At 66.6% G+C, this 21181-nt stretch carries 22 protein-coding genes; 5 read left to right on the plus strand and 17 right to left on the minus strand.

Annotation, left to right across the window (positions count from 1 at the left end):
- Window positions 1-10: 10 nt before the first annotated feature.
- The 3 genes from AC1DOQ_RS15810 to AC1DOQ_RS15820 form a co-directional block, all read right to left on the minus strand.
- Window positions 11-1255: a cyanophycinase gene (locus tag AC1DOQ_RS15810; protein WP_477365971.1), complete on the minus strand. Its 1245-nt coding sequence runs from the start codon at window positions 1253-1255 to the stop codon at window positions 11-13.
- Window positions 1256-1330: 75 nt separating this feature from the next.
- Window positions 1331-1774, minus strand: a complete 444-nt coding sequence (locus AC1DOQ_RS15815; RefSeq protein WP_477365974.1) for a GNAT family N-acetyltransferase — start codon at window positions 1772-1774, stop codon at window positions 1331-1333.
- A 96-nt stretch (window positions 1775-1870) separates the two neighbouring features.
- The gene (locus tag AC1DOQ_RS15820; RefSeq protein ID WP_477365977.1) at window positions 1871-2482 is read right to left on the minus strand and encodes a hypothetical protein; all 612 of its coding nucleotides are present in this window, start codon (window positions 2480-2482) and stop codon (window positions 1871-1873) included.
- Between the two features lie 149 nt (window positions 2483-2631).
- Here AC1DOQ_RS15820 and argH point away from each other — a divergent pair, with 149 nt between their 5' ends.
- The 3 genes from argH to AC1DOQ_RS15835 all read left to right on the plus strand — a co-directional run bounded on the left by argH (window position 2632) and on the right by AC1DOQ_RS15835 (window position 5031).
- On the plus strand, window positions 2632-4029 hold the full coding sequence (argH, locus tag AC1DOQ_RS15825; RefSeq protein WP_477365980.1) for an argininosuccinate lyase: 1398 nt from the start codon (window positions 2632-2634) through the stop codon (window positions 4027-4029).
- A 70-nt stretch (window positions 4030-4099) separates the two neighbouring features.
- The gene (locus AC1DOQ_RS15830) at window positions 4100-4342 is read left to right on the plus strand and encodes a hypothetical protein (RefSeq protein WP_477365983.1); all 243 of its coding nucleotides are present in this window, start codon (window positions 4100-4102) and stop codon (window positions 4340-4342) included.
- A gap of 11 nt (window positions 4343-4353) precedes the next feature.
- Window positions 4354-5031, plus strand: coding sequence for an HAD-IA family hydrolase (locus AC1DOQ_RS15835; RefSeq protein ID WP_477365986.1), 678 nt, complete (start codon window positions 4354-4356; stop codon window positions 5029-5031).
- Here AC1DOQ_RS15835 and AC1DOQ_RS15840 read toward each other — a convergent pair.
- Window positions 5020-5613: a cupin domain-containing protein gene (locus AC1DOQ_RS15840; protein ID WP_477365989.1), complete on the minus strand. Its 594-nt coding sequence runs from the start codon at window positions 5611-5613 to the stop codon at window positions 5020-5022. The two genes, AC1DOQ_RS15835 and AC1DOQ_RS15840, sit on opposite strands and share 12 nt — an antisense overlap.
- A 68-nt stretch (window positions 5614-5681) precedes the next feature.
- On the opposite strand from AC1DOQ_RS15840, the gene AC1DOQ_RS15845 reads away from it, so the two are divergent.
- On the plus strand, window positions 5682-7730 hold the full coding sequence (locus tag AC1DOQ_RS15845; protein ID WP_477365992.1) for a UvrD-helicase domain-containing protein: 2049 nt from the start codon (window positions 5682-5684) through the stop codon (window positions 7728-7730).
- Window positions 7731-7834: 104 nt separating this feature from the next.
- Here AC1DOQ_RS15845 and paaZ read toward each other — a convergent pair whose 3' ends face one another.
- The 12 genes from paaZ to paaA form a co-directional block, all read right to left on the minus strand.
- Window positions 7835-9883 (minus strand): phenylacetic acid degradation bifunctional protein PaaZ, encoded by a 2049-nt coding sequence (gene paaZ, locus AC1DOQ_RS15850; protein ID WP_477365995.1) that lies wholly within the window; start codon window positions 9881-9883, stop codon window positions 7835-7837.
- Window positions 9884-10047: 164 nt separating this feature from the next.
- Window positions 10048-10638, minus strand: coding sequence for a phenylacetic acid degradation protein PaaY (gene paaY / locus AC1DOQ_RS15855; protein WP_477365998.1), 591 nt, complete (start codon window positions 10636-10638; stop codon window positions 10048-10050).
- 1 nt (window position 10639) lies between these two features.
- A complete protein-coding gene (gene pcaF, locus AC1DOQ_RS15860; RefSeq protein WP_477366001.1) occupies window positions 10640-11845 on the minus strand; it encodes a 3-oxoadipyl-CoA thiolase in 1206 nt (401 codons plus the stop codon).
- Between the two features lie 17 nt (window positions 11846-11862).
- On the minus strand, window positions 11863-13173 hold the full coding sequence (paaK, locus tag AC1DOQ_RS15865) for a phenylacetate--CoA ligase PaaK (protein WP_477366004.1): 1311 nt from the start codon (window positions 13171-13173) through the stop codon (window positions 11863-11865).
- A gap of 18 nt (window positions 13174-13191) precedes the next feature.
- Window positions 13192-13647, minus strand: coding sequence for a hydroxyphenylacetyl-CoA thioesterase PaaI (gene paaI, locus AC1DOQ_RS15870; RefSeq protein ID WP_477366007.1), 456 nt, complete (start codon window positions 13645-13647; stop codon window positions 13192-13194).
- Window positions 13637-15217: a 3-hydroxyacyl-CoA dehydrogenase PaaH gene (gene paaH / locus AC1DOQ_RS15875; RefSeq protein WP_477366010.1), complete on the minus strand. Its 1581-nt coding sequence runs from the start codon at window positions 15215-15217 to the stop codon at window positions 13637-13639. The genes paaI and paaH overlap by 11 nt, the downstream gene beginning before the upstream one ends.
- A gap of 3 nt (window positions 15218-15220) precedes the next feature.
- The gene (paaG, locus tag AC1DOQ_RS15880; protein ID WP_477366012.1) at window positions 15221-16012 is read right to left on the minus strand and encodes a 2-(1,2-epoxy-1,2-dihydrophenyl)acetyl-CoA isomerase PaaG; all 792 of its coding nucleotides are present in this window, start codon (window positions 16010-16012) and stop codon (window positions 15221-15223) included.
- Window positions 16013-16071: 59 nt separating this feature from the next.
- Window positions 16072-17148, minus strand: a complete 1077-nt coding sequence (gene paaE / locus AC1DOQ_RS15885; RefSeq protein WP_477366015.1) for a 1,2-phenylacetyl-CoA epoxidase subunit PaaE — start codon at window positions 17146-17148, stop codon at window positions 16072-16074.
- 4 nt (window positions 17149-17152) lie between these two features.
- Complete coding sequence (gene paaD, locus AC1DOQ_RS15890; protein WP_477366018.1) at window positions 17153-17680, minus strand: 1,2-phenylacetyl-CoA epoxidase subunit PaaD; 528 nt, start codon at window positions 17678-17680, stop codon at window positions 17153-17155.
- Window positions 17681-17689: 9 nt separating this feature from the next.
- Window positions 17690-18451 carry a 1,2-phenylacetyl-CoA epoxidase subunit PaaC gene (paaC, locus tag AC1DOQ_RS15895; RefSeq protein ID WP_477366021.1) on the minus strand — a complete coding sequence of 254 codons (762 nt, stop codon included), beginning with the start codon at window positions 18449-18451 and terminating at the stop codon, window positions 17690-17692.
- An 8-nt stretch (window positions 18452-18459) separates the two neighbouring features.
- Window positions 18460-18744 carry a 1,2-phenylacetyl-CoA epoxidase subunit PaaB gene (gene paaB, locus AC1DOQ_RS15900; protein ID WP_047821541.1) on the minus strand — a complete coding sequence of 95 codons (285 nt, stop codon included), beginning with the start codon at window positions 18742-18744 and terminating at the stop codon, window positions 18460-18462.
- Between the two features lie 58 nt (window positions 18745-18802).
- A complete protein-coding gene (gene paaA / locus AC1DOQ_RS15905) occupies window positions 18803-19792 on the minus strand; it encodes a 1,2-phenylacetyl-CoA epoxidase subunit PaaA (RefSeq protein WP_477366024.1) in 990 nt (329 codons plus the stop codon).
- Window positions 19793-19920: 128 nt separating this feature from the next.
- On the opposite strand from paaA, the gene paaX reads away from it, so the two are divergent.
- Window positions 19921-20847 carry a phenylacetic acid degradation operon negative regulatory protein PaaX gene (paaX, locus tag AC1DOQ_RS15910; RefSeq protein WP_477366027.1) on the plus strand — a complete coding sequence of 309 codons (927 nt, stop codon included), beginning with the start codon at window positions 19921-19923 and terminating at the stop codon, window positions 20845-20847.
- On the opposite strand, the gene AC1DOQ_RS15915 is transcribed toward paaX, so the two are convergent.
- Window positions 20820-21083 carry a DUF2442 domain-containing protein gene (locus tag AC1DOQ_RS15915; protein ID WP_477366030.1) on the minus strand — a complete coding sequence of 88 codons (264 nt, stop codon included), beginning with the start codon at window positions 21081-21083 and terminating at the stop codon, window positions 20820-20822. The genes paaX and AC1DOQ_RS15915 overlap by 28 nt on opposite strands.
- Between the last annotated feature and the right edge of the window lie 98 nt (window positions 21084-21181).

Genomic DNA, 21181 nt, shown 5'->3' on the forward strand with positions numbered 1-21181 from the left:
TTTTATGCAATTATTGCGGCGACGCGTACTGGTAGAGCGGCCGCCGGATCAGGATCGGCCGAATATCGAGCCGCAGGTTATAGATCGAGTAGGCATCGGTCGATGCCGACGAGTAGCCGACGCTGTCGGCGGCGCGGGTGAAGCGGAACTCGAAGCCGAGGTCAGGCTGGACGCCGTTTGGACTGCCGAGCGTGATGCCGATGGCTTCCGGCTGGTCGCTGTCGATCAGCTTGCTCATCAGGTCGACGACGGTGGAGTTGCCGAGGATGTCGGCGTTGAACAGGGGCTCGCGGTAATACGGCCGCGAGGGATCGAGCTTGCCGTCGGCCTTGTCTTCGGAGGGCGTGAATTCGTGGGTGACGATGTTGAAGCGGTCGCCATTGTCGAGGTAGCTGACGCGGACGTTGCTGACGTTGAAAGCGCCTTCGCGCGCATTGGCGGCGGACAGGTCGAGCACCAGCGCGCCTTTGTAGCCGATCACTTCGACGTCGCGGTTCGGCAACACCACCATGGCGGTGTCCTCGTCGATGCCCAGGCCCAGCTTGTAGCCCTTGGCCAGCATGGCCGGCAGCATGCGCGCGAAGCGGCCGCGCACCAGCAGGTGCTGGTCGATGAAGACGTCGTCGCCGACGAAGCCCAGCCCATCCGTGATTTCCTTGCCATCCTCGATGCCCAGCTTGAGCGTGGCCAGCACGGCGCGCGGGCGGCCGAACATGGTGCTGCTCATGATGGCGGCGCCGGCGCTGGTGCCGGCGATCACGCCGCCGCGCCGGTACATGTCCCACAAGGCATCGAGCACGCGGGTATTGCTGCCGTCCTCGTGACGCAGGGCGCTGGTGATGCGGATCTGGTCGCCGCCGGCGAAGAAGGCGCCACCCGCGGAACGCACCAGCTCGGCCAGCTTGGGATCGTCGGCAGCGGCATGGTAATCGCTGCCGGCCAGCTTGACGGCCACCGGCACGAAAAAGGCCTTGGCGCCATAGCTGTTGAGGCGGTCGACCAGGAACTTGCCGGATTTTTCGGGATAGCCCGAGGCGGAGGCGAACACGGCGATGCGCGCATCCTTGCCGCCGGCCAGTTGCAATATGCGTTCCCAGACCGGCGCATTACCCGGACGCAGGTTGCCGCCGATGATGACCAGCGACCCCTTCGGGGGCGTGGCGTGGGATGCGGCGCCGGCATCGGCGGCTGAAGCGAACTGGGCGCTGGCGAAGGCCAGCAGGACGAGGACGACACGCAGTGCGAGCCTTAACATGGACTCCCTTCCAATCTTGACCGTTGGAACAATCGTAAGCCTGACTGCAGAGGCCCGGCGCCGTGTTGAGCCCGTTCAGGTCAGATAAATGTTCGGGGAGTAACGCTCCATCACGGTTTCCGGGCGTTGCGGCGCAGTGAAACCGAAGCGCTCATACAGGCTGTGCGAATCCGTGGTGTTGAGCGTGAAGCGGCGCAGGCCTTGCAGGCTCGGATGCTCCATCACGATGCGGAGCAGCTGCTTGGCATAGCCGCGCCCGCGGTACTCGGGAACCACGAAGACGTCGCAGAGGTTGGCGAAGGTCGCATAGTCGGTGACCACCCGGGCGAAGGCGATCTGGCGGCCGTCGAGGTAGCCGCCGAAGCACAGCGAATTCTCGATCGAGCTCTCGACCACGCTGCGCGAGATGCCCACGGCCCAGGTCGAGTTTTCGCTGAGGTAGCGATAAATCATCGGCACGTCCAGGCGCGTGCGATCGGTACTGACCTGGAAACTGGAGTCGTTGGTAGTAGTAATCATGGGACGGCGTCGATCGGTGACTCTGGTAAAAAAACCAATTCTAGCGCCGTTCTGGACGCCAGGGTCGATTCAGCCAATCGTGCGCTGCCCCATCGTTCAGTGACTACTGAGGTAGCGCTCGGGGAGCGGCAGGCGTTCGTCCTCGGCACGCCACAGCACGTTCACGACCCACCAGCGCTTGCCGTCGTTGTAGAGCTGGATGCTGTTGATGCCGCGCTGGAAAGGCTTGGCGTCGCCGGCCGCGTGGCGCGATTCATAGGTACTGAACACGTGCACGATCTGGCCGAAGGTCTCGGTCGTGCGCGCCGCTTCCCTCTCGAAAAAGCCCATGCTGGCAAAGGCCTTGGTATTGCGCGCGATATAGTCTTCGACACCCATGCCGCGCAGGACGAAGCTGCCGTCCGGGCGCGCGCCGACCGCCATCAGGCGGCCTTCCGGCGCGAACAGCGAACGCATGCGGTCCCAGTCGCGCGGCTTGCCGGCCGGGCCGGAAATCACGTCGTACAGTGCGGCGACGATGCCGTCCACGCTTTCGACGTCGGCGCTGCGTGCCTGGTAATTCGACGCCGGCGCGGCCGGTGCCGCCGCAGTAGCAGGGGCAGCAGGGGCAGCCGGCGCCGCCGGGGTCGCCGCCGTCTGCGCCCTGGCGCTGTAAATGCCGCCGACCGCGACCGCGATCGCCACCGCCACGAGTGTCCAACGCTTCATGCCTGTCTCCTTATCGTTATCAACAGGCACATCATCCCGCATTTCTTTCCTAAAGTCATCGCCCCAGCTTTGGGGGAAGGTTTGGGGAAGCAAAGCGGTGCACAGTTTATAATCAGGGATCCAAGGAACTCCCACACCCCTCCTCCATCATGACCGCACAACTGTCCAAAAAAGCGGAAGCCTGGTCGGCCCGCTTCTCCGAACCCGTCTCCGATCTCGTCAAGCGCTATACGGCCTCCGTATTCTTCGACAAACGCCTGGCCCTGTTTGACATCCAGGGCTCGCTGGCCCACGCCGAGATGCTGGCCGCCCAAGGCATCATCAGCGAACAGGACCGCGCCGACATCGAGCGCGGCATGGCCCAGATCCGCAGCGAAATCGAAGCCGGCCAGTTCGAGTGGCTGCTCGACCTGGAGGACGTGCACCTGAACATCGAGAAGCGCCTGACCGAACTGGTCGGCGACGCCGGCAAGCGCCTGCATACCGGCCGTTCGCGCAACGACCAGGTGGCGACCGACATCCGCCTGTACATGCGCGCCGCCATCGACGACATCCTCGCCCTGCTGAAAGGCCTGCGCGGCGCCCTGACCGACCTGGCCGAACGCAATGCCGACACCATCATGCCGGGCTTCACCCACCTGCAGGTGGCGCAGCCGGTAACCTTCGGCCACCACCTGCTGGCCTATGTCGAGATGTTCGGCCGTGACGCCGAGCGCATGGCCGACACGCGCCGCCGCGTGAACCGCCTGCCGCTGGGTGCCGCCGCCCTGGCGGGCACCACCTTCCCGATCGACCGCCTGCGCGTGGCCAAGACCCTCGGCTTCGAGGACGTCAGCCACAACTCGCTCGATGCTGTGTCTGATCGCGATTTCGCGATCGAGTTCACAGCGGCCGCCTCGGTCTTGATGATGCACATCTCGCGCATGTCGGAAGAACTGGTCACCTGGATGAGCCCGCGTATCGGCTTCATCGACATCGCCGACCGCTTCTGCACCGGTTCGTCGATCATGCCGCAGAAGAAGAATCCGGACGTGCCGGAACTGGCGCGCGGCAAGACCGGCCGCGTCTACGGCCACCTGATGGGCCTGCTGACCCTGATGAAGGGCCAGCCGCTGGCCTACAACAAGGACAACCAGGAAGACAAGGAACCGCTGTTCGACACCGTCGACACCGTGCTGGACACCCTGCGCATCTTCACCGACATGGCTTCCGGCATCACGGTCAAGGCCGAGAACATGCGCGCCGCCGCCCTGCAGGGCTATGCGACGGCCACCGACCTGGCCGACTACCTGGTCAAGAAGGGCCTGCCCTTCCGCGACGCCCACGAAGCCGTGGCGCATGCCGTGCGCGCCTGCGACGTGGCCGGCTGCGACCTGTCCGAGATGCCGCTGGAACGCCTGAAGGAGTTCTCGCCGCTGATCGAACAAGACGTGTTCGCCGTGCTGACCCTGGAAGGTTCGGTGGCCGCGCGCGACCACGTCGGCGGCACCGCGCCGAACCAGGTCCGCAAGGCCATCGAACGCGTGCGAGGGCAATTGGCTGATTGAACGTAACGCGTGGGCACGTGTGCCCACCCTACGTAAAATCCTCCACGAAAAGACATCCGTGGAGACTGCAATGCACCGCTACAAAAACCTGGGCGGCGACTCGGGCGTGGTCGCCTACGACATCGACGCCGGCCAGATCATCGTGCAATTCAGGAATGGCGACCGCTACCTCTACACCGAGGACAGCGCCGGTGCCGCCAACGTCGCCAGAATGCAGGAACTGGCCATCGCCGGCCGCGGCCTGTCCGCCTTCATCAGCCAGCACGTGCACGACCGTTACGAACGCAAGGTAAACTCCGGGCGACTCTACTAAGAAAGCAAGCAGTGACCCAAGCATCCGAGACCGACCTGCCCCAGCGCAGTTACGCCGCCTTCCTGTTCGACATGGACGGCACCATCCTCACCTCGATCAAGGCCGCCGAGCGGGTCTGGGGCCAGTGGGCCAGGGGCCACGGCCTGGACGTCGAGGCCTTCCTGCCGACCATCCACGGCAAGCGCACCGAAGAGACCATCCGCGGCCTCGAACTGCCGGGCGTCGATCCGGTGGCTGAGGCCGCCTTCATCACCCGTGCCGAGATCGAGGACGTGGCCGGCATCGAAGCCATCGAGGGCGCCGCCGCCTTCCTCGACAGCCTGCCGCGCGAACGCTGGGCGATCGTCACCTCGGCCCCGCGCCTGCTGGCCGAAGCGCGCATCCTTGCCGCCGGCCTGCCGACGCCAAGCGTGCTGGTGGCGGCCGAGGACGTCGAGCGCGGCAAGCCGGCGCCCGATCCCTTCCTGCTGGGCGCGCGCAAGCTGGGCGTGGCGCCGGCCGACTGCCTGGTGTTCGAGGATACGCTGGCCGGCCTGACGTCGGCCGAAGCGGCCGGCATGGACAGCATCGTCGTCACCGTCACCCACGCGCATCCGCTCGACACCGGGGTGGCGGCGGTGCGCGATTATGCGGATCTGCGTGTCGTGAAGACGCCGGACGGCCGGCTGGGCGTGACCTCAGCCGCCTGAGTCGCGCTCGGCCGGGCCGCGCTCGGCGCCGTCCTGCTCGCCGTGGTCGGCGATGTAGACGCGCGGTTCCAGCGTCTCGGCCTCGATCGGCAGCGGCGCCGTGGCCGGCGGCGCGTTCTTGTCGCGTTTCGGATACGGCGTGCCGTCGCGGCGGGTATAGCTGTCGGTGCTGCCGTCGTACAGCAGGTCGATGTCCGGATAGGTGGCCCGATCTTCCTTGTTGCGCGAGCCGACCGCCAGGAACAGCGCCGTACCCCAGCCGCGGTTGACCAGGTGGTGGCCGTTCGGCCGGCCGGCCGGGAAGGCCGCGCAGTCGCCGGCGCGCATCAGGGTCTCGCCCTCGTCGGTGATGAGGGTCAGTTCGCCGGACACGACCATCACGAATTCGTCCTCGTGCGAATGCCAGTGGCGCTGCGACGAGGCGGCGCCCGGCTGAAGCTCCACCAGGTTGACGCCGAACTGGGTGATGCCGCCGGCGTCTCCCAGCGCCTGCCGGCTGCGCCCGCTGACGGCCTCGGCGAAGGGATCGGGATAACCGGTGCCGGTCATCACGGGAATACTGCTCAGATCTAACCGCGACATGGACGCTCCTTGATGAAGGTAAGAGACAGGTGACAGTGTATAGTAGCCAAAAAGCCGGAACCACACGCATGTCCACGCAAGCAAACAGCCAGCAGGCTGCCATCCTGCAGTCCCCCAACAAAGTCAAGCTGATCGACGCCGTCGCCGGTGCCGGCAAGACCACCACGCTGGCGATGGAAGCGCGCCATGCCTGCGACGGCGGCCTGTCCGAACGCGCGATCCTGGCCCTGTGCTTCTCGCGCGGCGCGCGCCTGCGCTTCCATGAAAAGCTGAAGGAGGAAGTCGGCGAAGACAGCGCGATCTTCGTGATGACGGTCGAGGACTTCGCGCGCCAGCTGATCGAAGACCTGGCCGAGAAGGGCCGCATCGGCCGCCCGGTGGTGCACCAGGACGTCGAAGGCATCCGCGGCGAACTGGTCGACGCCGCCGCGCGCGTCTGGCAGCGCTACGAGGAACAGGGCATCCGCAGCGACTTCAATTTCGGCCTCGACGAGAACAACCAGCACCTGGACGACATCGCGCGCCGCCTGGCCCAGTTGAAGGCCGCGCTGGAGACCCGCGCCTTCGCGCCGAAAGACGCCGAGTCCCACGACGACGACATGGACGACCGCGACGATGCCGACTACGACGAAAGCGGCGACGGCGAGCTGGCCGGCCAGCCGGACCCGATCGCGGACATCATCCGCGAGTACGAGGCACAGCGCCACCCCTACCCCGAGGAATTCCGCTGGCAGGGCCCGAACGACGCCGTCGCCGACCTGGTCTACCTGCTGCAGCGCCAGCCGGCGCTGGCCCAGGAACTGCGCCGCTGGTCGCTGTACCTGGTCGACGAATGGCATGACGTGAACGCGGCGGAGTTCGAGCTGCTGGCGCGGCTGCGGCGCGGCGCGCGCCTGGTGGTGGCCGGCGACAAGGACCAGACCATCAACCGCGACCGCGGCGCCGACCCGGTGTTTTCCGGCCTGCGCTTCATGGAAGCCTACCGTCCGGACGCCAGGCGCTTCCCGCTGGGGATGTCCTACCGCTTCGGCAACGATCCGGCGCGGCTTGCCGACGGCCTGACCCACAACGGCTGCGAAGGCCGCCCGGACCGCGACACCCTCGTGCGCCGCATGCGCTACGACCCCTCGCAGCCGGGCGACTGCGCGCGCCTGGTGGCCGAGGCCATCAAGGAAAGCCTGCAGAAGGGGCGCCCGAAGCCGAGCAACCGCGACTTCGCGGTGGTGCTGCGCGACGTCGACCAGAGCATCGAGATCGAGACCGCGCTGATGGAAGCGAAGATCCCGTACAAGTGCGACGGCTTCGAGACCTTCCTGCTGCTGCCCGAGATCCTGCTGCTGCGCGGGATCCTGCACTACGTCAGCAACGATTACTCGGCCCTGCACGGCCGCGCCCACGCCGACACCTGCGTGCAGATGGTGCTGGCGCTGTCGCGCTACTTCTACCTGACGCGCGATCCCAAGCACTGGAAGCTGGAATGGGCCGAACGCCGCTCGGTGCTGGGCTATGCGCAGGACGAGGTGAGGCGCACCCCGGAAGTGCTGAAGAGCTTCTTCGACGGCGCGCTGCTGCGCGAGACCGAATTCGACAGCCCGCAGGCGCGCCAGTCCAAGAACCTGATCCGGCCGGTGATCGAGAAAATGGCGTCGATGGCAGGGACGGCGAGTGCCTACGAGCTGCTGGCCATGCTGCGCGACCAGGTCGACCTGCACGACGCCACCAGCCGCGCCTTCGTCAGCCGCGACCGCGTCGCCTCCGCCCGCCGCTCGATCGACGCTTTCCTACGCTTCGCTTCGACCCACGGCCAGGTGCCGGCGGCGCAATTCCTGGCCCTGCTCTCGCAGATGGAAAACGACGTCGCGCTGGTGCGCAGGTCGAAGAATGCGAACAGCATCGGCACGCGCCGCAGCCTGGTGCGGGTGACCACCATCCAGGCGGCCAAGGGGCGCGAGTGGCCCTATGTGCTGATGCCTTTCCTGGCGCAGGACGAGTTCGTGCGGACCAGGGATGCCACCAATGAGGTGCGGCATTTATATGTGGGCTTGACGCGGGTGATGAAGGAGCTGGTCTTGTTCGAGCCGGATGAGGGTGGCAGGCGGCTGGCTTACTTGAGCTAGCCTGTAAACGTCGTCCCCGCGCAGGCGGGGATCCAAGTTTGTATGCGTTTCGTTAGCGCGCGCAGAACTTGGGTCCCCGCCTGCGCGGGGACGACGGTGATTTTTCAGCCGCGCTTCTGCACCAGCGTCAGAATGTCATAACTCGCCACCAGCTCATCATGCTGGTTGGTCACCTGCACATCCCACGCCACCACGCCCTGCCCGCGCCCCTGCTCGTCGGTGCGGTTGCGGTCGACCTTGCGCTTGCAGGTGAGGCGGGCGCGGATGGTGTCGCCGATCGCCACCGGCGCCACGAAGCGCAGGTTGTCGAGGCCGTAGTTGGCCAGTACCGGACCCGGCGCCGGCGACACGAACAGGCCGGCCGCCGCCGACAGCACGAAGTAGCCGTGGGCGATGCGCTTGCCGAATTGCGTGTCCTTGGCCGCGATCTCGTCGAAGTGCATGTAGAAGTAGTCGCCCGACACGCCGCCGAAGTTGACGATGTCCGCCTCGCTCACGGTGCGGCGGTGGGTCAGCAGCGAGTGGCCGATTTCCAGGTCTTCGAACCAGCGGCGGAACGGATGCACCTCGGTTTCCTTGACCTCGGCGCCGCGCACGTATTCGCCGGTTACCGCCGTCAGCATGGTCGGCGAACCCTGCACCGCGGCGCGCTGCAGGAAGTGCTTCACGGCGCGGATGCCGCCCAGTTCTTCGCCACCGCCGGCGCGGCCCGGGCCGCCGTGCTTCAGCTGCGGCAACGGCGAGCCGTGACCGGTCGAATCGACGGCCGACACGCGGTCGAGGATGTGTACGCGGCCGTGCGAGGCAGCCGCCACCGGCACCGCGTGCGCGGCGATCGCCGGGTCCTTGGTCACCAGGGTCGTCACCAGGCTGCCCTTGCCGCGCGCGGCCAGGTGCAGGGCTTCGTCGATGTCGCGGTAGCTCATCATGGTGCTGACCGGGCCGAAGGCTTCGACGTCGTGCACGGCATCGTTGCTCAAACCGTTGCGGCACAGGATCAGGGTCGGCGAGAAGAAGGCGCCACTGGCGCAGTTGTCACCCACCGGCTTGAAGCCGTCGCGGGCGCTGAACAGGACTTCGTTGCCGCGCGCGAGCATCTCTACGCGTTCCGAGACGTCGCGGTGCTGGTCCATCGAGGCCAGCGCGCCCATGCGCACGCCCTCGACTTTCGGATTGCCGACCACGATCTTCGACAGGCGTGCGCGCAGGCGCTCGCCCAGCGCATCGACGTGCTGTTCCGGCACGATGATGCGGCGGATCGCCGTGCACTTCTGGCCGGCCTTGCCGGTCATCTCGCGCGCGACTTCCTTGACGAAGAGGTCGAACTCCTCGTCGTCCGGACCGACGTCCGGCGCCAGGATGGCGGCGTTCAGCGAGTCGGCTTCGGCCGTGAAAGGCACGGCTTCGCGGATCAGGTTCGTGTTGGCGCGCAGCTTGGCGGCAGTGTCGGCCGAGCCGGTGAAGGTGACGGCATCGAAACCGGTCAAGCGGTCCAGCAGGTCGCCGGTGGAGCCGATCACCAGCTGCAGGCTGCCTTCCGGCACCAGGCCCGATTCCATCATCATCTTGACCACGGCATGGGTCAGGTAGCTGGTGGCGGTGGCCGGCTTGGCGATGCAGGGCATGGCAGCCAGGAAGCTGGGCGCGAATTTCTCGAGCAACCCCCAGATCGGGAAGTTGAAGGCGTTGATGTGCACCGCCACGCCGCCGCGTGGCACCAGGATGTGGGTGCCGGCAAAGCCGCCGCGCTTGCCCAGCGCCATGGCCGGGCCTTCATGCAACACGTTCGACGACGGCAGCTCGCGCGAGCCCATGCTGGCGTAGGCGAACAGGGTGCCGATGCCGCCTTCGACGTCGACCCAGCTGTCCGGGCGGGTGGCGCCGGTCAGGTGCGAGATTTCGTACAGCTCTTCTTTCCGTTCCATGAGATGGAGCGCCAGAGCCTTCAGGCGCTGGGCGCGCTTCTGGAAATCGAGCGCCATCAGCTCGCGTACGCCCTGCTTGCGGGCGTAACCCAGGGCTTCGTCGAAGTCGATCTTTTCCGCGTGGGTGTGGTAGATCAGCTGGTTGTCCAGGGCGCTGTGCAGGGGCTGGTGGGCTTGCTGGCCTTGCCAGCGGCCGGCGATGTAGCTTTGCAGGGTGGTTGGGGTCATTTGTTTCGTCTCCGTCAGTCGGTTTGGTCTAACGTCAGTGTTTTCGAATTCGGATGCTTTTCCTTGGGTCCCCGCCTTCGCGGGGACGACGGGCGGGAGGTAGCTGGCCTCAGGAGCGTCATTCCCGCGCAGGCGGGAATCCAAGTTTGCGTGCAATCACGCGGCTATTTTTTCGGTTTGTGCGGCTCATCGAACACCAGCCGCCCACGGCCCGGCTCGACCTCGGTCAGCGCCTCGACCTCCCGCAGCGACTTCATCGACCGCAGCGCCAGGTCGTGATACTGCCGCGTCCCATAACTCTTCCACGCGATCTCCTCATCCGACACTTCGCGGATCACCTTGGCCGGCGCTCCCAGCACCAGGCTGCGCGGCGGGATCGCCATGCCGGCTTTCACGAAGGCCGCCGCGCCGACGATGGATTCCGCGCCGACCACGGCCTTGTCCATCACCACCGCATTCATGCCGACCATGGCGTTGCGGCCCACGCGGCAGCCGTGCAGCACGGCGCCGTGGCCGATGTGGCCGTCCACTTCGACCACCGTGTCGTCTTCCGGGAAGCCGTGCATCACGCAGGTGTCCTGCAGATTGGCGCCCTCTTCCAGGACCAGGCGGCCGAAGTCGCCGCGCAGCGAGGCCAGCGGGCCGACGTAGCAGCGCGGGCCGACGATCACGTCGCCGATCAGCACGGCGGTCGGGTGCACGTAGGCGCTCGGGTGGACCACCGGGCGGATGCTGTCGATTTCGTAGATGGGCATCTCAGACCCGCTCGACGATGAGGGCGATGCCCTGGCCGACGCCGATGCACATCGTGCACAGCGCATAGCGGCCGCCGGTGCGGTGCAACTGGTTCACGGCGGCCGTCACCAGGCGCGCGCCGGACGCACCCAGCGGGTGGCCGAGGGCGATCGCGCCGCCGTTCGGGTTCACGCGCGGGTCGTCGTCGCGCAGGCCGAGGTCGCGCAGCACCGCCAGGCCTTGCGAGGCGAAGGCTTCGTTCAGTTCGATCACGTCCATCTGCTCGATGGTCAGGCCGGTCATTTGCAGCAGCTTTTTGGTCGCCGGCGCCGGGCCGAAGCCCATGATGCGCGGCTCCAGGCCGACGCTGGTCATGCCGAGCACGCGGGCGCGCGGGGTCAGCTTGTACAGTTCGATGGCGGCGCTCGACGCCAGCAGCAGCGCGCAGGCGCCGTCGTTCACGCCGGAGGCGTTCCCCGCGGTGACCGAGCCGTCCGGCGTCACCACGCCCTTCAGCTTGGCCAGGCCTTCCAGGCTGACGTCCGGGCGCGGATGCTCGTCGGTGTCGAACACGCGCGATTCGCCTTTCCTCCCATGCAGCGTGACCGGCACGATCTCTTCCTTGAACACGCCGGCGGCGTTCGCCGCTGCCCACTTCTGCTGGCTGCGCAGCGCGAAGGCATCCTGGTCGGCACGCGAGACATTGAAATCGCGCGCCACGTTCTCGGCCGTCTCCGGCATCGAGTCGATGCCGTATTCCGCCTTCATCTTCGGGTTCACGAAGCGCCAGCCGATGGTGGTGTCCTCGATCTTCGCCGTGCGCGAGAAGGCGCTGTCCGCCTTGCCCATCACGAAGGGCGCGCGGGTCATGCTCTCGACGCCGCCGGCGATGATCAAATGCGCTTCGCCGGTGCGGATCGCACGTGCGGCCATGCCGACCGCATCCAGGCTGGAGCCGCACAGGCGGTTGATGGTCGTTCCCGGAACCGAGGGCGGCAGGCCGGCCAGCAGGGCCGCCATGCGCGCCACGTTGCGGTTGTCCTCGCCGGCCTGGTTGGCGCAGCCGTAATAGACGTCGTCGACCTTGCTCCAGTCGACGGTCGGATTGCGGTCGATCAGCGCCGCGATCGGCAGCGCGGCCAGGTCGTCGGCACGCACGTTTGCCAGCGCGCCGCCGAAGCGGCCGAAGGGGGTGCGGATGGCGTCGACGATGAATGCATCAGTCATGAAAGAATCTCCTCGGATTATTTGTTGCGCTGGTCGACCACGCGCCGCGCCTTGCCCGTCATCGAACGTTCGATGCCCTGGCTGGGAAGCAGGTTCACGCTGGTGGTCACGCCGATATAGGTCTTGATGCGGTGCTTCAGCTCCTGGGCCAGGGCCTGCACCTGGTCTTCCGCGAACTCACCCGGGCGCAGCTCGCAGCGCACTTCCAGCTTGTCGAGGTGGCCGTCCTTGCTCACCACCAGCTGGTAGTGGGGGGCCAGCGCCGGCATCTTCAGGACCTGCTCCTCGACCTGGCTGGGGAAGACGTTCACGCCGCGGATGATCAGCATATCGTCCGAGCGGCCCGTGATTCTTCCCATCCTGCGCATCGAACGCGAGGTCGGCGCCAGCAGGCGCGTAAGGTCGCGGGTGCGGTAGCGGATGATGGGCAGGGCCTCTTTCGACAGCGAGGTGAACACCAGCTCGCCCTCGGCGCCGTCGGGCAGCACTTCGCCGGTGTCCGGGTCGATGATCTCGGGGTAGAAGTGATCCTCCCAGATCACCGGGCCGTCCTTGCTCTCGATGCATTCGCTGGCCACGCCCGGGCCCATTACTTCGGACAGGCCGTAGATGTCGACCGCGTCGATGCCGGCGCCCTGCTCGATCTCGCGGCGCATGGCGTCGGTCCAGGGCTCGGCGCCGAAGATGCCGACCTGCAGCGAGGACGTGGCCGGATCGATGCCCTGACGCTTGAATTCCTCGACGATGTTCAGCATGTACGAGGGCGTGACCATGATGATGGAGGGCTTGAAGTCCTGGATCAGCTGGACCTGTTTCTCGGTCTGGCCGCCCGACATCGGCACCACGGTGCAGCCAAGGCGCTCGGCACCGTAATGGGCACCGAGGCCGCCGGTGAACAGGCCGTAGCCGTAGGCGACGTGGACCATGTCGCCCGGACGGCCGCCGGCCGCGCGGATCGAGCGCGCCACCAGGTCGGCCCAGGTATCGATGTCGCGCCTGGTGTAGCCGACCACGGTCGGTTTGCCGGTGGTGCCGGACGAGGCATGCACGCGCACCACCTGTTCCCGCGGCACCGCGAACAGGCCGAAGGGGTAGTTGTCGCGCAGCGTCTTCTTGTCGGTGAAGGGGAATTTCGCCAGGTCGGCGAGCGTCTTGAGGTCGTCCGGGTGCACGCCCTTTTCATCGAAGGCGCGGCGGTAGTGCGCCACGTTCTCGTAGGCGTGCCGCAGCGTCTGTTTCAGGCGCTCGAGCTGCACAGCCTGCAGCTCGTCGCGGCTGGCGCGCTCGATGGGTTCGAGATCGCCGGGTTGAGGAATACGCTGCACCATCTGACTCTCCTTGCTTGATTACTGGGTATTGCCCGTTTCCGCCACCATGCCGTTCACACGGTGGGATTTGCCGCGGAAGAGCGCGACCTTGCGCCCCTCCTGGTTGGTGACCACGATGTCGTAGACACCGGTCTTGCCGGACAGTGCCTGTTCGACCGCCTCGGCCGTCAGCAGGTCGCCTTCGCGTCCCGGCGACAGGTAATCGATGCTGCAGCCGGCGCCGACCGTGTTGAAGTTGTGCGAGTTGCAGGCGAAGGCGAAGGCGCTGTCGGCCAGCATGAAGATATAGCCGCCATGGCAGGTGCCGTGGCCGTTCAGCATGTCCTCGCGTACGCGCATGCTCATGCGCGCATAGCCCGGGCGGATCTGGTCCAGGGTCATGCCGAGGCGCTGGCTGGCCGGGTCGCGTTCGAACATGGTCTTGCCGGCCAGTTCGGCCAGCTGCTGCGCACGTTCACGGGTATCAAACTGCATGGAATCTCGCTCCTTCCGGATCGGCCGCCAGCTTGCGGCGCAACAGCGGCGACACGCGATAGCGGTCTTCGCCATAGGTGGCCGCCAGGTTGTGCAGTACGGCGGCGACATGGCGCAGGCCCACCGCATCGGCCCAGGCCAGCGGTCCGCGCGGATAGTTCACGCCCTTCTGCATGGCGACGTCGACGGCGCGCGCACTGCACACGCCCTGGTTGACGGCGTCCGCCGCCTCGTTGGCCAGCATGGCGACGGTGCGCATCACCGCCATGCCGGGCACGTCGTCCAGGCGCGTGACGGTGAAGCCGGCCGCCTGGAACAGGCCGACCGCGCCGCGCCAGGCTTCCTCGCTGCACTGGTCGGCTTTCGCCAGCGCGATGCGGGTGGCCCTGGCCGGGTCGAGCAGCAAGTCGAACAGCACGGTGTTCGGGTGATTGTCGTCGGCTGCGCGCTGGGTGGCGCTGCGGCCGTCGGTCAGGTAGATCGCGGCGCCGTGCGTATGGAAGGCCGGCTCTTCGCGGGTGTCGGTGCCGTCGAACATCGAGGGATGGCTCGGCGTGATCCCATGCGCCGCCAGGCGCTCGGTGACCACGGCCTGCAGCGCGTCGAAGACCGGATCGCTGAGGTCGCGCTGGCGCGTGATGCGCACCGTCGTCGGCATCTCCGCCGCCGGCTCGGCCTGGGCCGCCGGCGCAGCCACGCCCTCGCCATAGCGGTAGAAGCCGCGGCCCGATTTGCGGCCGAGGAAACCGGCGTTCACCAGCTCCTGCTGCAGTACCGAAGGCGTGAAACGCGGGTCGCCGAAATAGGCCTTGAACACCGATTGCGTGACCGAGAAGTTGACGTCATGGCCGATCAGGTCCATCAGCTCGAAGGGTCCCATGCGGAAGCCGCCCGCGTCGCGCATCACGGCATCCAGCGTGGCCGCATCGGCCGCCTGTTCCTGCAGCAGGCGCAGGGCCTCCGCATAGTAGGGGCGCGCCACGCGGTTGACGATGAAGCCCGGGGTCGACTTCGCGTGCACCGGGTTCTTGCCCCAGGCTTCGGCGGTGGCGTAGACCGTGTCCGCCACGCCTTTGTCGGTGGCGACGCCACTGATCACTTCGACCAGCGCCATCAGCGGCACCGGATTGAAGAAGTGCATGCCGACCAGGCGCTCCGGGCGCTTCAGCCGGGCGGCGATGGCCGTCACCGAGATCGACGAGGTRTTGGTGGCCAGGATGCAGCCCGGCGCGACGATGTCTTCGAGTTCGGCGAACAGCCCGCGCTTGACCTCCAGGTCTTCGACGATGGCTTCGACCACCAGCGCGGCGTCCTTCAGCTCCGCCGTCGATGCGGCCGGCTGCAGGCGCTCGCGCGCCAGGCTGGCTTCATCCGCGCCCATGCGGCCTTTCTCGACCAGCTTGTCCCAAGCCTTGCCGATGCCGGCGATCGCCTTGGCGACGGCTTCGGGCCGCGTGTCGTAGAGGCGCACCTGGTGGCCGGCGCTGGCTGCCACCTGGGCGATGCCCGAGCCCATCGCGCCGCTGCCGACCACGGCGACGACGCTACCCTTCTCCAGTGCCTGGACCATCGCTCATTCTCCCTTGAAGTGAGGCAGGCGCTTCTCGATGAAGGCGGCCACGCCCTCGCGATAGTCGTGGCTGTAGCCCAGTTCGCGCATCATGCCGGCTTCCAGCTGCAGTTGCTGCTCGAGGGTGTTGGTCCAGCTGGCCAGCATGGCTTTCTTGGTGAAGGCCAGGCCCTTGGTCGGCGCCTTGGCGAAGTGCTCGGCCATCGCCATCGCCTCGTCCATCAGCGCCTCGTCCGGCACGCAGCGCCAGATCAGGCCCCATTGCTCGGCCTTCTCGGCCGGCAGCTTGTCGCCCAGCAGGGCCAGGCCCATTGCGCGCGCCGGACCGATGAGGCGCGGCAGCACCCAGGTGCCGCCGGTGTCGGGGATCAGGCCCAGCTTGCAGAAGGCTTCGATGAAGCTGGCGGACTTCGCGGCCAGCACGATGTCGCAGGCCAGCGCCAGGTTGGCGCCGGCGCCGGCCGCCACGCCGTTCACTGCGCAGATCACCGGCATCGGCAGGGTGCGCAGGGTGGTCACCAGCGGCGCATAGTATTTTTCGACCGATTCGCCGAGGTCGACGCCGGGCGCACCCGGCTCGACGGCGCGGTCGTTCAGGTCCTGGCCGGCGCAGAAGCCGCGCCCGGCGCCGGTCAGCACCAGCACGCGGACGGTCTTGTCGGCCTGGAGCTTGTCCAGGGCGTCGCGGACTTCGCCGTGCATGGCCTTGGTGAAGCTGTTCAGGCGATCGGGGCGGTTGAGGGTGAGGACGGCGATGCCGTTGGCGATGGTGAACTGGATGGATTCGTAGGTCATGGGTGTCTCCTCGTTGTTGTTATCCCTGGATCCCGCCTTCGCGGGGGCGACGGGCTGGCTCAATCGTGCACATCAAAATCAACCACGATCTTATCCGTCACCGGAAAACTCTGGCAGCTCAGCACGAAGCCACGCGCCACTTCGTAGTCTTCGAGCGCATAGTTGACGTCCATGTCCACCTGCCCTTCCAGCACCTTGCAGCGGCAGGTCGAGCACACGCCGCCCTTGCAGGAGTAGCGCATGTCGATACCGGCGCGCAGGCCGGCGTCCAGCAGCGATTCCTTGTCCTTGTCCATCGTGAAGCTGGCGTGGACACCGTCCATGACCACCGTGACTTCGGTCTGGTGGCGCGGTTCCGCCGTCACCGGGCGCGGCTTGCGTTCGCTCTTTGCCGCGCTGGCCGCGAACAGTTCGATGCGGATGCGCTCCTTCGGCATGCCGGCTTCCTCCAGTGCGGCCGAGACGCCATGCATCATGTCTTCGGGCCCGCAGATGAAGGCGTAGTCGACGTTCTCCACGCGCAGCCAGTGCCGGAACAGGTCGCGGCACTTGTCTTCGGTGATGCGGCCGTGGAACAGCTCGATGTCCTGGGGCTCGCGGCTCATGATGTAGACCAGGTTCAGGCGCTCCAGGTACTGGTCCTTCAGGTCAGTCAGCTCGTCGCGGAAGATCACCGACGACGAGGCGCGGTTCCCGTACAGCAGGGTGAAGCGGCTGTGCGGCTCGGCCATCAGGGTGGTCTTGATGATCGAGAGGATGGGCGTGATGCCGCTGCCGGCCGCGAAGGCCAGGTAGTGGCGGCGGCTCTCCGGTTCGAGCGGCAGGTTGAAGCGGCCCTCGGGCGGCATCACGTCGATGGTGACGCCGGGGCGGATGCATTCGTTGGCCCAGGTCGAGAACAGGCCGCCGTTCACGCGCTTGATCGCCACGCGCAGGCGATCGTCCTGCACCGCCGAGCAGATCGAGTACGAGCGGCGCACGTCCTCGCCGTCGATCATCGCGCGCAGGGTCAGGTGCTGGCCCTGCTGGTATTTGAATGCTTCCTTCAGCTGCGGCGGCACGTCGAAGGTGACCGCGATCGCGTCGCGCGTTTCGTGCTTCACCTTGGCGACGGTGAGTGGATGGAATTTGCTCATCGTTTTAATGACACTTGAAGTAGTCGAAGGGCTCGCGGCAATCGAGGCAGCGGTACAGCGCCTTGCACGGGGTCGAGCCGAACTGGCTGGTGGCGAGGGTGTGGCGGGAACCACAGTGCGGGCACGGGACTTCCGGCTCCTGGATCGCATGGCGTTTGACGCCGTGCTTCAAGGCGCTGATGTCGATCACCTGCTGCACCGGCGGTGCGATGCCATAGCCCTTCAGGGCCGCTTTGCCGGCCTCGCTCATCCAGTCGGTGGTCCAGGCCGGCGACAGGCGGGTGGCGATGCGCACGCGCTGGAGTCCGCGCGCGCGCAGGGCCGCTTCCACGTCCTCGGCGATCACCTGCATGGCCGGGCAGCCGGAATAGGTCGGCGTGATCGTGACCACGCATTCGCCGGTATCGCCGTCGACGGCGACCTCGCGCACGATGCCGAGATCGACCACCGAGATCACCGGGATCTCGGGATCGGGCACCTCGCCGAGCCAGGCCCAGACCTGGGCAGTATCGGTCACGGTCTGCTCGCTCATGCTGTTACCTTACCAATCCGCGCCGGGATAGGCGCGCTGCAGGGACTGCATCTCGGCCAGGATGTAGCCGAGGCGCTCGGTATGCCGGCCCTGCTTGCCGCCGCGCTGCATGTAGGCGTCCGGCGACGGCATCGCCAGGGTCGCCTCGGCCAGCACTTCGCCGACGTGCTGCAGGAAGGCGTCGAGCAGCGGCGCGGCGCGCGGCGCCACACCCTGCGCCACCATGGCCTCGTCGACCGCGTCGTAGATGAACATCTCGCCGGCATAGGTCCACAGCTCGTCGACGGCGGCCTGCATCTTCGCGTGGCTGAGCGGCGTGCCGTCGCCCAGGCGCACCACCAGGTCGCCGCTGCGGCGCAAGTGGTAGGTGACTTCCTTGAGCGACTTTTCCGCGATCTCGGCGATGCGCCTGTCGGTCGAGGCAAGGAGGTCGCGCATCAGGAAGTAGTGCCAGGTATCGAAGAAGAACTGGCGCACCATGACCTGGGCATAGTCGGCGTTCGGCTGCTCGACCAGCAGGCAGTTGCGGAACTCGCGGCTGTCGCGCAGGTAGGCCAGGCGGTCCTCGTCGCGGCCATGGCCTTCGAGTTCGCCGGCGTAGGTCAGCCACATGCGCGTCTGGCCGAGCAGGTCGAGGGCGACGTTGGTGAGCGCCATGTCCTCTTCGAGCGCCGGGCCCTTGCCGCACAGCTGGGACAGCTGCTGGGACAGGATCAGGGCGTTGTCGCCCTGGCGCAGGAGGTATTCGACCTTGGCATTGTTTGCGTCCACGGCCGGCCTCACAGGTTCTTGACTTCTTCCGGCATCGGGAAGAAGGTCGGGTGGCGGTAGACCTTGCTGTTGGACGGCTCGAACAGCGCGTCCTTGTCGCTCGGGCTGGAGGCGACGATGTCGGCCGCCTTCACGACCCAGATCGAGACGCCTTCGTTACGGCGCGTGTAGACGTCGCGCGCATTGTTGATCGCCATCTCGGCGTCCGGTGCATGCAGGCTGCCGACGTGCTTGTGGGCGAGTCCGTGCTGGCTGCGGATGAAGACTTCCCACAGCGGCCATTCTTTGCTCATTTTTGTGTCTCCGTGTCAGCCGTCGCCCCTGCGAAGGCGGGAACGACGGTGGTTGTGCTTACGCTGCGGCTTTCTTGTCCGCCTGCTTGTCCGCATACGCCACCAGCGCATCGCGGAACCACTCGCCGTCTTCCCAGGCCTTCACCCGCGTGCGCAGGCGATCCTTGTTGCAGGGGCCGTTGCCCTTCAGGACGTTGTAGAACTCGTCCCAGTCGATCTCGCCGAAATCGTAGTGGCCACGTTCCTCGTTCCACTTCAGCTTCGGGTCGGGGATGGTGAGGCCGAGGAATTCGGCTTGCGGCACGGTCTGGTCGACCATGCGCTGGCGCAGTTCGTCGTTCGAGAACAGCTTGATCCGCCACTGGGTCGATTGCGCGCTGTTGACCGATTCGGCGTCCGACGGGCCGAACATCATCAGCGAGGGCCACCACCAGCGGTTCAGCGCATCCTGGGCCATCGCCTTCTGCTCGGGCGTCCCCTTGGCCAGCTGCATCATGATGTCGTAGCCCTGGCGCGCGTGGAAGGACTCTTCCTTGCACACGCGGATCATGGCGCGCGCATACGGGCCATAGGAGCAGCGGCAAAGCGGGATCTGGTTGATGATGGCGGAGCCGTCGACCAGCCAGCCGATCGCGCCGATGTCGGCCCAGGTCAGCGTCGGGTAATTGAAGATGCTCGAATACTTGGCCTTGCCGGAATGCAGGGCCTCGAGCAGCTCGTCGCGCGAGACGCCCAGGGTTTCGGCGGCGCTGTACAGGTAGAGGCCGTGGCCGGCTTCGTCCTGGATCTTCGCCAGTAGAATCGATTTGCGCTTGAGCGTGGGGGCGCGCGTGACCCAGTTGCCTTCCGGCAGCTGGCCGACGATTTCCGAGTGGGCGTGCTGCGAGATCTGGCGCACCAGGGTCTTGCGGTAAGCCTCGGGCATCCAGTCCTTCGGCTCGATCTTGACGCCGGCGTCGATGCGGGCCTGGAAAGCCTGTTCTTCCGCGCTCATGTCGTCGCGGGTCTGCACTTTCTTGAGGCCGGTTTCTACCATCTGGGCGTACATGGCTGTCTCCGTTTGTGTTCTGACTGAATCCATAATACGATACAAAAAACGCGATGTACACCAAAATTTTGAATCATGTCGTGATGCAAGAGCTGTCGGCTGCGTCGTGATTGCGGTAAAGTAATCATATGAAAATGCTCACCAGCAACGAGTGGATAAACCGCTTCCTCGCCACCGATCCGCCGCGCTCCAAGTCGCTGGTAATGACCATCTTCGGCGACGCCATCGCCCCGCACGGCGCGCGCCTTTGGCTGGGCAGCCTGATCGAACTGGTGGCGCCGATGGGCGTGACCGACCGCCTGGTGCGCACCAGCGTGTTCCGCCTGGTGCAGGAAGGCTGGCTGGTGGCCAACCGCGAGGGACGGCGCAGCAGCTATGCCCTGCTGCCGGAGGCGCGTCCGCGCTTCGAACGCGCGAACCGCCGCATCTACGCCCCGCCGGGACTCGACTGGGACGGCCGCTGGACCATCGTCATGGCACCGAACGGCAGCATCGACGCCAGCCTGCGCACGGCCGTGCGCAAGGAACTCGAGTGGGAAGGTTATGCGATGCTGGCGCCGGGCCTGCTGGCGCATCCGGCCGCCGATCCCGCGCCGCTGGCCGAGATCCTGGACCGGATCAAGGCCGGCGGAAAGATCTTCGTCTGCAGCGCCGCCGAACTGCCGGATGCCGGCTCGCGTCCGCTGGGCGAGCTGGTGCAGGAGGGCTGGGACCTGTCCGGCGTGGTGTCCGACTACCGCCGCTTCATCGACGAATTCACGCCCCTGCTGGCGACCCTGCGCGAGGAGACCGGCCTCACGCCCGAGGCCTCGTTCGTGGTGCGCAGCCTCCTGATCCACGCCTACCGCCGCGTCCAGCTGCACGATCCGATGCTGCCTTTGGCCCTGCTGCCGCATCCCTGGCCGGGCTCGGAGGCCTATGCACTGGCGCAGGCGATCTACCGGCTGACCTGGGAAAGGGCCGAGGCCCACCTGATGGAGGTGCTGCGGCGCGAGGATCCGGAAGCGCCCGGCGCTGATGCCGGCTTCTACGACAGGTTCGGCGGATTGCGCTGAGGCGCCGTCATCGACAGCCGGATACTCTCCACACCCAGCTCCAGGTCCAGCCCCGGCCAGTACAGGCAGGTATCGCCGAAGCACTCGACCCGGCACAGCTGCGCCACGGTCGCGTGCTCGAACCAGGGGAACATGGTGAATGGCAGGTACAGCTCTTCCCGATGGCAGCGCAGCCAGAAGCCCTGGCTGTCGATGCTGGTGATTTCGGCACGCGCGACACGAATTTCGTTCTTCATGTTTGTCCTCCCAAACGAGCACCTTAGCAAAAGCCGGATGGCCGACATTTGACCGGCAACAGGCGAGCCGATTTGCGCACCGAAACGAGTCATGGGTA

It is taken from the genome of Massilia sp. 01N417, from assembly GCF_056399645.1.